This window comes from Aquimarina sp. EL_43 (genome assembly GCF_943422735.1).
In the GTDB taxonomy this organism is placed as follows: domain Bacteria; phylum Bacteroidota; class Bacteroidia; order Flavobacteriales; family Flavobacteriaceae; genus Aquimarina; species Aquimarina megaterium.
Window position 1 is genome coordinate 5,776,674 of record NZ_CALSBR010000001.1, and the last position, 12,650, is coordinate 5,789,323.

Annotated in this window: 5 protein-coding genes, 2 tRNA genes, 2 rRNA genes and 1 pseudogene; 6 read left to right on the forward strand and 4 right to left on the reverse strand. The window is 37.8% G+C overall.

Going from position 1 to position 12,650, the window contains the following annotated elements:
• Positions 1–47: 47 nt before the first annotated feature.
• From NNL09_RS24655 to NNL09_RS24670, 4 genes are all read right to left on the reverse strand, one after another.
• Positions 48–2,865, reverse strand: a 23S ribosomal RNA gene (locus NNL09_RS24655).
• 230 nt (positions 2,866–3,095) lie between these two features.
• Positions 3,096–3,169: transfer RNA gene (locus tag NNL09_RS24660), tRNA-Ala, on the reverse strand.
• Between the two features lie 208 nt (positions 3,170–3,377).
• A tRNA-Ile gene (locus tag NNL09_RS24665) sits at positions 3,378–3,451 on the reverse strand.
• Positions 3,452–3,617: 166 nt separating this feature from the next.
• Positions 3,618–5,140, reverse strand: a 16S ribosomal RNA gene (locus NNL09_RS24670).
• The 16S and 23S rRNA genes sit together here with 2 tRNA genes alongside, the layout of an rRNA operon.
• 829 nt (positions 5,141–5,969) lie before the next feature.
• Here NNL09_RS24670 and thrS point away from each other — a divergent pair.
• From thrS to NNL09_RS24700, 6 genes and pseudogenes are all read left to right on the forward strand, one after another.
• Positions 5,970–7,916 carry a threonine--tRNA ligase gene (gene thrS, locus NNL09_RS24675; protein WP_196911177.1) on the forward strand — a complete coding sequence of 649 codons (1,947 nt, stop codon included), beginning with the start codon at positions 5,970–5,972 and terminating at the stop codon, positions 7,914–7,916.
• A gap of 96 nt (positions 7,917–8,012) precedes the next feature.
• Positions 8,013–8,502 (forward strand): annotated as a pseudogene (gene infC, locus NNL09_RS24680) (translation initiation factor IF-3).
• Positions 8,503–8,562: 60 nt separating this feature from the next.
• On the forward strand, positions 8,563–8,760 hold the full coding sequence (gene rpmI, locus NNL09_RS24685) for a 50S ribosomal protein L35 (protein ID WP_024771193.1): 198 nt from the start codon (positions 8,563–8,565) through the stop codon (positions 8,758–8,760).
• Positions 8,761–8,901: 141 nt separating this feature from the next.
• The gene (rplT, locus tag NNL09_RS24690) at positions 8,902–9,246 is read left to right on the forward strand and encodes a 50S ribosomal protein L20 (RefSeq protein WP_025667297.1); all 345 of its coding nucleotides are present in this window, start codon (positions 8,902–8,904) and stop codon (positions 9,244–9,246) included.
• A gap of 194 nt (positions 9,247–9,440) precedes the next feature.
• A complete protein-coding gene (locus NNL09_RS24695; RefSeq protein ID WP_254514280.1) occupies positions 9,441–9,830 on the forward strand; it encodes a hypothetical protein in 390 nt (129 codons plus the stop codon).
• A 6-nt stretch (positions 9,831–9,836) separates the two neighbouring features.
• On the forward strand, positions 9,837–12,602 hold the full coding sequence (locus NNL09_RS24700; protein WP_196911179.1) for an ATP-binding protein: 2,766 nt from the start codon (positions 9,837–9,839) through the stop codon (positions 12,600–12,602).
• Positions 12,603–12,650 lie beyond the last annotated feature (48 nt).

Below are 12,650 nucleotides of genomic sequence, written 5' to 3' on the forward strand. Positions count from 1 at the left end.
TAGCTTGCAAAGCAATTCTCCACTCCGATAGTTGCCTATCGGAGTGTGCGCATAAGCCTATGGGTTATTAGTACTACTCGGCTATGACATTACTGCCTTTACACCTATAGCCTATCAACGTGGTAGTCTCCCACGACCCTTTAAAGAAATCTCATCTTGTGGTGGGTTTCGCGCTTATATGCTTTCAGCGCTTATCCCTTCCGAACGTAGCTACTCTGCAATGCTCCTGGCGGAACAACAGATACACCAGCGGTTCGTCCAACTCGGTCCTCTCGTACTAAAGTCAGATCCACTCAAATTTCTAACGCCCACTGTAGATAGAGACCGAACTGTCTCACGACGTTCTGAACCCAGCTCGCGTGCCACTTTAATGGGCGAACAGCCCAACCCTTGGGACCTTCTCCAGCCCCAGGATGTGACGAGCCGACATCGAGGTGCCAAACCCCCCCGTCGATGTGAGCTCTTGGGGGAGATCAGCCTGTTATCCCCGGAGTACCTTTTATCCTTTGAGCGATGGCCCTTCCATGCGGAACCACCGGATCACTATGCTCTACTTTCGTACCTGATCGAGCTGTATCTCTCTCAGTCAAGCTTGCTTATGCCATTGCACTCTACGCACGATTACCAACCGTACTGAGCAAACCTTTAGAAGCCTCCGTTACTCTTTTGGAGGCGACCACCCCAGTCAAACTACCCACCAAGCACTGTCCGTCGCTAGACGTTAGGCTTCGAATAAGCAAAGGGTGGTATTTCAACAATGACTCACACACGCCTGGCGACGCATGATCAAAGTCTCCCACCTATCCTACACATTACTTATCCAAAGTCAATACTAAGCTATAGTAAAGGTTCACGGGGTCTTTTCGTCCCACAGCGGGTAACCGGCATCTTCACCGATACTACAATTTCACCGAGCTCATGGCTGAGACAGTGTCCAGATCGTTGCACCATTCGTGCAGGTCGGAACTTACCCGACAAGGAATTTCGCTACCTTAGGACCGTTATAGTTACGGCCGCCGTTTACCGGGGCTTCAATTCAATGCTTCGATAAATCTAACATCTCCTCTTAACCTTCCGGCACCGGGCAGGTGTCAGGCCATATACATCATATTTCTATTTAGCATAGCCCTGTGTTTTTGATAAACAGTCGCCTGGACCTTTTAACTGCGGCCTCGCCGAAGCGAGGCGACCCTTCTCCCGAAGTTACGGGTCGATTTTGCCTAGTTCCTTAGCCATGAATCTCTCGAGCACCTTAGAATTCTCATCCCAACTACCTGTGTCGGTTTACGGTACGGGCTGCTTCACTCGGTTTTCTTGGAAGTCGATCCGCTAGATTATCACCTCGGCCGTAGCCTTAGTGTACTATCGCCGTGTTACCACTGGCTTCAACGCACATTTCCGTCAGTGCGCACTAACTTCTCGCCTCCGTCACTTTTAGTGTGAGCAGGTACAGGAATATTAACCTGTTGTCCATCCACTACCCCTTTCGGGTTCGCGTTAGGCCCCGACTAACCCTCAGCTGATTAGCATAGCTGAGGAAACCTTAGTCTTTCGGTGTGCGGGTTTCTCGCCCGCATTATCGTTACTTATGCCTACATTTTCTTTTGTAGATACTCCAGCATACCTCACAGTACACCTTCAACGTCACTACAATGCTCCCCTACCGATATTTCTATCCCATAGCTTCGGTAATATGCTTATGCCCGATTATTATCCATGCCGAACCGCTCGACTAGTGAGCTGTTACGCACTCTTTAAATGAATGGCTGCTTCCAAGCCAACATCCTAGCTGTCTAAGCAGTTCAACCGCGTTTTTTCAACTTAGCATATATTTTGGGACCTTAGCTGATGGTCTGGGTTCTTTCCCTCTCGGACATGGACCTTAGCACCCATGCCCTCACTGCTGGTAAACATTTTATAGCATTCGGAGTTTGTCAGGAATTGGTAGGCGGTGAAGCCCCCGCATCCAATCAGTAGCTCTACCTCTATAAAACTATACCAACGCTGCACCTAAATGCATTTCGGGGAGTACGAGCTATTTCCGAGTTTGATTGGCCTTTCACCCCTACCCTCAGGTCATCCCAAGACTTTTCAACGTCAACGGGTTCGGTCCTCCACTTTGGGTTAACAAAGCTTCAACCTGCCCAAGGGTAGATCACACGGTTTCGCGTCTACTACTACTAACTATAGCGCCCTATTCAGACTCGCTTTCGCTACGGATCCGATGCTGAACATCTTAACCTTGCTAGTAAAAGTAACTCGTAGGCTCATTATGCAAAAGGCACGCCGTCACCAATAATGGCTCCGACCGCTTGTAAGCGTATGGTTTCAGGATCTTTTTCACTCCCTTATTCAGGGTTCTTTTCACCTTTCCCTCACGGTACTGGTTCACTATCGGTCTCTCAGGAGTATTTAGCCTTAACGGATGGTCCCGCCAAATTCATACAGGGTTACACGTGCCCCGCACTACTCAGGATACTACTAAATCTTTGCGCTTTACTTATACCAGGCTATCACTGTCTATGGCTCCTCTTTCCAAAGGATTCTAATTCATTACAAATCTTATATCGTAGTCCTACAACCCCTGCATTGCCGTAACAATACAGGTTTGGGCTAATCCGCGTTCGCTCGCCACTACTAACGGAATCACTTTTGTTTTCTTCTCCTCCGGGTACTTAGATGTTTCAGTTCTCCGGGTTCGCCCCTATTGCTAGGTGACATATCTTCAATATGCCGGGTTGCCCCATTCGGATATCTGCGGATCAATCAGTATGTGCCTGTCCCCGCAGCTTTTCGCAGCTTATCACGTCCTTCTTCGCCTCTGAGAGCCTAGGCATTCCCCATACGCCCTTAATTAGCTTATGCGTCTTGCTTTAACTTGCTCTTTTAGTTTTTGTCGATACCAATAAAGTAACTAAATCAGTATCAACCTCTTTTATGTTCATTAATTGTAAACAATTAATGCTCGTATTTTTAAATCAATATGTCAATGAACGTTTTTCTTAATAACAATATAAAATTAACAACTATAAAGACTATTTCATCTCATGAATCCTGTGCTTTATAATCTATCAATACTTATATCTAAAGAATCGTGGAGAATATCGGAGTCGAACCGATGACCTCCTGCGTGCAAGGCAGGCGCTCTAGCCAGCTGAGCTAATCCCCCAGTATTTGAAATCCTAAATGTCGAATCCAGAATCTCGAATGATGAAGTAATGAATTCTCAACTTCTAAAATTTCCTTTCAATATTTTTTTATGAACTTTTTTTTAATCCGTAATTCGTAATTCAAAAATCCAGAATTAAAAACCGTAGTCTCAGGCAGACTCCCTTCGATAAACTCAGGATAAACTTCTCGTCTGTCTTTCGACTTTGTAGTCTCAGGCAGACTCGAACTGCCGACCTCTACATTATCAGTGTAGCGCTCTAACCAGCTGAGCTATGAGACTTCTTCATAGTTGTGTGTTGGTGGTTAATTGTTGATCGTTGAAACAATCAACTAACAACCAAAAACTAACAACTAAATAATTAATTAACAGCATAAAGACTAAAAACAACTAAGATACATTCCATCGTATCATTTCTGCTTCTCTATATAAAATAGAAAATCTCTAGAAAGGAGGTGTTCCAGCCGCACCTTCCGGTACGGCTACCTTGTTACGACTTAGCCCCAGTTACCAGTTTTACCCTAGGCCGCTCCTAAACGGTGACGGACTTCAGGTACTCCCAGCTTCCATGGCTTGACGGGCGGTGTGTACAAGGCCCGGGAACGTATTCACCGGATCATGGCTGATATCCGATTACTAGCGATTCCAGCTTCACGGAGTCGAGTTGCAGACTCCGATCCGAACTGTGACCGGCTTTATAGATTCGCTCCTATTCACATAGTGGCTGCTCTCTGTACCGGCCATTGTAGCACGTGTGTGGCCCAGGACGTAAGGGCCGTGATGATTTGACGTCATCCCCACCTTCCTCGCGGTTTGCACCGGCAGTCTTGCTAGAGTTCCCGACATGACTCGCTGGCAACTAACAACAGGGGTTGCGCTCGTTATAGGACTTAACCTGACACCTCACGGCACGAGCTGACGACAACCATGCAGCACCTTGTAAATTGTCCGAAGAAAAGTCTATCTCTAAACCTGTCAATCTACATTTAAGCCCTGGTAAGGTTCCTCGCGTATCATCGAATTAAACCACATGCTCCACCGCTTGTGCGGGCCCCCGTCAATTCCTTTGAGTTTCATTCTTGCGAACGTACTCCCCAGGTGGGTTACTTATCACTTTCGCTTAGCCACTCAGACCGAAGTCCAAACAGCTAGTAACCATCGTTTACGGCGTGGACTACCAGGGTATCTAATCCTGTTCGCTACCCACGCTTTCGTCCCTTAGCGTCAATTAATTGTTAGTGATCTGCCTTCGCAATCGGTATTCTGTGTAATATCTATGCATTTCACCGCTACACTACACATTCTAACCACTTCACAATAATTCAAGTCTTGCAGTATCAATGGCAATTTTCCGGTTGAGCCGAAAACTTTCACCACTGACTTACTAAACCGCCTACGGACCCTTTAAACCCAATGATTCCGGATAACGCTTGGATCCTCCGTATTACCGCGGCTGCTGGCACGGAGTTAGCCGATCCTTATTCGTAGAGTACCGTCAGCATTTCACACGTGAAATGGTTTCTTCCTCTATAAAAGTAGTTTACAACCCATAGGGCAGTCTTCCTACACGCGGCATGGCTGGATCAGAGTTGCCTCCATTGTCCAATATTCCTCACTGCTGCCTCCCGTAGGAGTCTGGTCCGTGTCTCAGTACCAGTGTGGGGGATCTCCCTCTCAGGACCCCTATCTATCGTAGCCTTGGTATGCCGTTACCATACCAACTAGCTAATAGAACGCATAGCCATCTTATAGCGATAAATCTTTAATCCTTAGTGAAGGCTCACTTAGGATACTATAAGGTATTAATCCAAATTTCTCTGGGCTATCCCTTACTATAAGGTAGGTACTATACGCGTTACGCACCCGTGCGCCGGTCGTCATCAGTTGCAAGCAACTATGTTACCCCTCGACTTGCATGTGTTAAGCCTGCCGCTAGCGTTCATCCTGAGCCAGGATCAAACTCTTCATCGTTTGTCTTTAAATATTATTTAAAACAATACAACGGAATTATAATCGTATCTCAATATGTCTCTAGTCTTTATTCTAAATGTAATAAACTATACTAATAGTTTAATACGCGCTGTCAATCAATATGTCTATGAACTTATTTTAATCAATAAAGCAATCTTCATCGCTATTAATTATAGATCGTAATTCAAGGAATCGAACCCCAAAAATGCTATCAAAACATCCTAAACCATTACTACGTATTTTTTATGAACTTGTGCTGTCTCGCTAAGCGGGTGCAAATATATAACCCCTTTTGTTACTAGCAAAACTTTTTTTGAATTATTTTTTAAAAAAAAGCAACCCTACTAAAATCTCAAATCCAATCCCAATGAACTAACAAAACATTATCCCGTTTTGCGGGCGCAAACATACAACCCTTTTTTATTCTGACAAGACTTTTTAATAAAGTTTTTAAAACTTTTTCTTAACTATAAAATCAAAAAAACAACTCTCAATGAACTCGCAAAACATTATCCCGTTTTGCGGGTGCAAACATACAATCCTTTTTCTTTCTAACAACAAAAATTAGTAACTATTTTGAAACTTTTTTTTAACACTCTGATATCATAAACTTTACATAAACACAAAAAGCATCAACAACACAAAACAGCTTTAAAACTCTTCATTAGATAATTCTAAGAGGTATTACATAAATACCGTAGAAGCCCATTAAAGATCAACAATACCCTACCCTATACCTATACTACAATATTAATCTACTAAATTATATCTTATATATATTGTATGGATTTTATTATCGTATTATCTTTGCCCCTTTAATTAGAAAAAGATGATCAAGATTACGTTACCAGACGGTTCGATTAGAGAATACAATAGCGAAGTTACTGCTATGGATGTTGCAAAAGATATTAGTGAAGGTTTTGCCAGAAATGTAATTTCTGCAAAATTTAACGGAACTACTATCGAAACCTCCACAAAATTAACCACAGATGGTAACCTAGTTTTGTTTACATGGAGAGATGATGAAGGTAAAACAGCATTTAGACATTCTACATCTCATGTCCTTGCTCAAGCTCTTGAAGAATTATATCCCGGAGTTAAGCTATCCATTGGCCCAGCTATAGATAACGGGTTCTATTATGATGTAGATCTGGGAGATCAAGTTATTTCTGAAAAAGATTTTAAAGCAATCGAAGACAAAATGCTTGAAATTGCAAGAGGAAAGCACGATTTTAAAATGAGATCTATTTCTAAAGCTGATGCTCTTGCTAAATACAAAGAAGAAGATAATGAGTATAAGGTAGAATTAATTGAGAACCTAGAAGATGGCACAATAACATTTTGTGACCACGACACCTTTACCGATTTATGTCGAGGAGGGCACATTCCTAATACCGGGCTTATTAAAGCTGTAAAAATCATGAGTGTTGCTGGTGCATATTGGCGTGGTGATGAGAACAACAAACAATTAACAAGAGTTTACGGAACTTCTTTTCCGAAGCAAAAAGAATTAAAAGAATATTTAGAATTACTTGAAGAAGCAAAAAAACGAGATCACAGAAAGCTAGGTAAAGAACTTGGGCTTTTTACTTTTTCTCAAAGGGTAGGTCAAGGATTACCGCTTTGGCTTCCCAAAGGAGCTGCTTTGCGTGATCGTTTGGAACAGTTTTTGAAAAAAGCACAAAAGAAAGCTGGTTATGAAATGGTAGTCACACCACATATTGGTCAAAAAGAATTGTATGTTACTTCTGGTCATTATGCAAAATACGGAGAAGATAGCTTCCAGCCTATCAATACTCCTGCCGAAGGTGAAGAATTCCTACTAAAACCAATGAATTGTCCTCATCACTGTGAGATATACAATAGTGAACCATGGTCATATCGAGATCTACCTATACGATATGCTGAATTTGGTACTGTATATAGGTATGAACAAAGCGGAGAACTTCATGGGCTTACTCGCGTAAGAGGTTTTACTCAGGATGATGCTCATATTTTTTGTACTCCTGATCAATTAGATCTGGAGTTTAAAAAAGTAATTGATTTGGTTTTATATGTTTTTGGATCTTTAGGTTTTGAAAACTTTACAGCTCAAGTATCTGTAAGAGATTTAGAAAAACCAGATAAATATATTGGAGATGTCGAAAATTGGGAAAAAGCAGAAAATGCTATTATAAATGCTGCAAAAGATAAAGGATTAAATTATATAATCGAAAGCGGAGAAGCTGCTTTTTATGGTCCTAAGCTCGATTTTATGGTAAAAGATGCATTAGGAAGAAACTGGCAATTAGGAACTATACAGGTAGATTATAACCTCCCAGAGCGTTTTGATCTTACATATAAAGGTAGTGATAACGAATTACACAGACCTGTAATGATTCATAGAGCTCCTTTTGGTAGTATGGAGAGATTTATTGCTATCTTGCTAGAACACACAGGAGGTAATTTCCCTCTGTGGCTAATGCCAGAGCAAGCTATTATACTCTCTATCAGTGAGAAATATGAAAAATACTCTGAAAAAGTTTTAAATTTGTTAGAAAATGACGAAATTCGCGCCCTTGCTGATCATAGAAATGAAACAATAGGTAAAAAGATTAGAGAGGCAGAAATGAATAAATTTCCTTATATTATCATTGTAGGGGAACAAGAAGAGAGAGACAACACCATATCTGTTCGAAAACATGGTGGTGAAGATTTAGGAGCTATATCAATTGAAGAGTTTTCTAAAATAATAAAAGAAGAAATTAATAAAACGCTAAAGCCGTTTAATGGATAACGATAAATTAAGTTTAATTTAAAATTTTAAGTCATAGCAATAAGAAGAAGAAGGTCTCAAAAACCACTAAGAGTAATCAAAGAAGATGCACACAGAATCAATCATAAAATTCGTGTTGATGAAGTGCGTCTTGTAGGTGACAACGTAGAAGTTGGTGTTTACCCAACAAAAAAAAGCGCTACAACTTGCTGAAGAGCAAGAACTTGATCTTGTAGAAATTTCGCCTAAAGCAGTGCCTCCTGTTTGTAAGATAATGGATTATAAAAAATTCCTTTATGAACAGAAGAAAAGAGACAAAGCCTTAAAATCAAAGGCCACTAAGGTTGTTATTAAAGAAATTAGATTTGGTCCTAACACAGATGAGCATGATTATGAGTTCAAGAAAAAGCATGCGATTAAGTTTTTATCAGAAGGAGCCAAATTAAAAGCTTATGTCTTTTTTAAAGGACGTTCAATCATATACAAAGATCAAGGTCAAATTCTACTACTTAGGTTGGCACAAGAACTAGAAGAGTATGGCAAAGTAGAGCAAATGCCAAAACTTGAAGGTAAACGAATGATTATGTTTATCGCTCCAAAAAAATAAGAAACTCTTGTCAAAAGGAGTTATTAAGATAATAAGTGAGATTATAAAAACAAGGATACAATGCCTAAAATGAAAACAAAATCCAGTGCAAAAAAGCGTTTTAAGCTTACCGGTACTGGTAAAATCAAAAGAAAGCACGCTTTTAAGAGTCATATTTTGACAAAAAAATCTAAAAAACGTAAGCTTGCTTTAACGCACGCAACATTAGTGCATAAAAGCGATGAAAATAGTATTAAAGAACAATTACGTTTAAAGTAATTTTTTTTAATCAGGTTAGAATTAGTATAAACCCAGGAGTTAGGCCTATAAAATTTTAGATTGTTAATTTTCGAATTAAGAAATAAAATTTAAATGATCAAGTGTCGATTACCGACCGCCTACTACTAAAAAATTTAAATTATGCCAAGATCAGTAAATTCTGTTGCAAAAAGAGCTAGAAGAAAAAAGGTTCTTAAGCAAGCAAAAGGTTATTTCGGACGTCGTAAAAACGTTTGGACAGTAGCAAAAAATGCGGTTGATAAAGCGATGCAATACTCGTATAGAGACCGTAAAGCAAAAAAGAGAACTTTCCGTGCGTTATGGATTACTCGTATTAATGCGGGTGCCCGTTTACATGGTATGTCTTATTCTCAATTTATGGGAAAAGTAAAAGCTAATAATATCGAATTAAACCGTAAGGTTCTTGCCGATTTAGCGATGAACAACCCAGAAGCTTTTCAAGCAATTGTAGAAAAAGTAAAGTAATTCTTTTAGTAAAACAATACAATCTCACTTATAAAAAATCCTGCTTTTGAAGCAGGATTTTTTTTATCTCTAACATTTACAAAGCAATGCATTTCATCGTCAAAAACAGTATTTAATCCATCAAAAAGAATGTGGATTGGTATTTTTTCATTACTTTTAAGAAAACCGAATAGATATGAAAAAAAAAACACTTTTTGATTATATCAGTATTACTTTTAGTAAGTCAGGGATTATTAGCGCAAGATCATAGTGTGCATTCTAGCTCTCGCGATTTAGGAGCAGAACAAATTTTTGGTCTTTTAGAAATGCCTTTTCTGGCCATTGCACTTATATTTAGTTTTCTTACGGCCACAAAGTTAAAAGGAGGGAAATTTGGATCAGGAATGACACTACTTGCTTGGGGGTTTGTAGTTATGGCTCTTGGACATCTTCATATGCAAATTGCTCATATCTTTGGCTATAATATTTTCAAGAATATATTTGGAGATACTTTGGGTAACTACATTTGGTTTATCGCACTAATTCTTACATGGGGTTTATCGGCATTAGGCTTTTATAAAATATATAAAGCCAGCAAAATATGACCCTAGATGATCTTAAAATGGTTTAAAAGAATAACGACCGCCAAGAAAACCAATCCCAAAAAAAGCCAAGAAGAGCAAGAAATTATTGATCTAATTGATTTTCTTTGGAAAGAGATTGATATATCCAAAAACACTTCTAATCTAAAAATAAAAGTAAAAGCTTTTAGAGAATTTTCTTATGTAAAAAAAATTGAGTTTTTACCAGAACTATACTTATTCCTAGAAGAATATATTACAGAAAAAAATGCAATACGACGACCTAGTAGACAATTTGTACGTAATCAAATTATAGAACGATATAATTCACTATTCAAGCACACATCCTTCAAGTTAATATTTGACCCATTAAAAGAACAAGAATTAATCTTGTGTAAAGTTTTTCTCTCTAATGTATTAGAGAAATCTTCAGAACTTATTGGCAGCTATAATGATTCTAAAATTATTTATATCAAAAAATACCTGGATACACCATACAATTTTCGCACTATTGACCTAATCAAGGAGAGAAAAAATCTATTAGATTTTTCTAATCAGATTTTTCTTAAAATCAAAAATAGCTTAGGTATAAATGCAATCACCAATATCTATTTACTTATTTATAAAAAACATTTTCAATCTTATCATTTATTAGACTCATTTACTGCAACGTTAAATGTAATTCCCGAAGAAATTCTTGCTAAAGACCTGATCAACTTCCCTAGTAAACAACAAATGCATAAGATGCTGCAGAAACAGCTTTATAGTTTAGAAGAAATTAACGAAAGACTTACCAAAGAAGTTGTAGAAAGAAAAAAAGTCGAGGAAGAATTAAAATATAGTGAACATTTAAATACAACCATATTAGAAACAGCAATGGATGGTGTGGTCTTAGTAAATAGCAAAGGAATTGTATTGAATTGGAATAAACAGGCAGAGAATATACTAGAATTAAAAAGAGAGGAAACGATTGGATACAGTATCTATTCATTAGTCCCATATAAACTTAGACAAGAATTAAAAAGAAGTTTTAGTAATTACATACAAACCGGAGATGATGAACTGATCAATAAAAGAGTAGAAACCTCTGTAAACAGGAAAAATGGCTCTATTGTATATATAGAGCTTACTGTTATTGCAATTGAAACTAAAGATGATTATCTTTTCAATGGTTTTTTTAGAGATATCACCAATCGAAAGATTATTGATAATGAAATTAGAGAAGCTAAAGTTATCGCAGAAAAATCTGCTAAAGCAAAGACCGTTTTTTTGTCTAATATGAGTCACGAAATCAGGACTCCTCTTAATGTTATTTTGGGACTTACAGGTATTTTACAAAAGAGTGATTTTAGTAATCTCGATATAGATAAAAAAAACTTGGATGGCATTCAGTTTTCTGCCGAAAATCTTTTGATATTAATCAACGACATTCTTGATTTCTCTAAAATTGAAGCAGGAAAACTCACATTACACAATACAGATTTTAGTCTTAAAGAATTAATTACTAACATCTCACGTGGTTTTAAAATAAAAGCAGACGAAAAAGGCTTAAAATACACAATGCTTATTGACCCTTCTGTACCTAAATTTATTATTGGGGATCAACTTAGGTTAAATCAAATTCTAATCAACCTAATAGGTAATGCAATAAAATTTACCCAAACCGGCGAGATAACAATACAAGTAAAAACAGAAAAATCAAGTAAAAAAGGAATTACTATTAATTTTTCTGTAAAAGACACAGGAGTTGGTATCCCCGAAGATAAGCTTAAGAATATTTTCGAAAGTTTTTATCAGGTACATAAGCCAGGAAAAAATAAGATCGAAGGAACAGGGCTTGGCCTCTCAATCTCTAAACAACTTATAGAGCTACAAGGAGGAGTGCTTAAAGCCGAAAGTAAACCAGGAGCTGGATCAACTTTTGATTTCTCTATTACATATGCCAAAAGCAATTTCAGGTCTACAGAAATAGATAGGAAACATACTACTATGTCTGAAAATAACCATAACCTGTCTGGAGTGAAAGTACTGGTAGTTGAAGACAACAAAATGAACCAATTTTTTATAAAACAATTATTCTCTAATTGGCATATAGATGCACATATTGCAGATAATGGAATGATTGCATTAGAAAAGCTTAAAAACTTTACCTATGATCTAATACTTATGGATATGCATATGCCAGTAATGGATGGTCCCGAAACTACAGAAATCATAAGAAACTCTGATGATAATAAGATTAACAAAATACCTATAATAGCTTGCTCGGCAGATGTGTTCCCAGAATCAAAAAAGAAAGCAATAGAGTCAGGAATGAATTTTTATCTTACCAAACCATTAAGCGAACAGGCTCTTGAAGAGATACTATTAAGTATCTTATCAAAAAATATACAAAACGACACCACTACTTCTGCTAGTACAGATAAACCAACATCTTTAGAAGTTAAAAAATTTTGCGACCTGTCCTTTCTAAAAAAGACTTTTGATAATGACATCGAAATTATTCAAGGAGTTTTACAGATATTCATTGATGAAACCCCAAAAGATTACCAAAAACTAAAACAGGCTATCGAAGAAAAAAATTGGGATATTACACGAGAAACTGCTCATAAACTTAAATCCAGTTTTAAAACTATTGGTTTAAAAAATGAAACAGATATTCTACAAAAAATAGAATATTCATCAAAAGAAAAGGTAGAATTTAGTCTACTCAAAGAATACTTTATAGAATTAAATCAATCCTACTCCAAAATCATCAAAGAAATCAATCAGTACATACAAGATTTTCCTTCTTAAATATACAAAAAAGAAAACACTTTTCTATTCGCTATTATTATCTTTGCG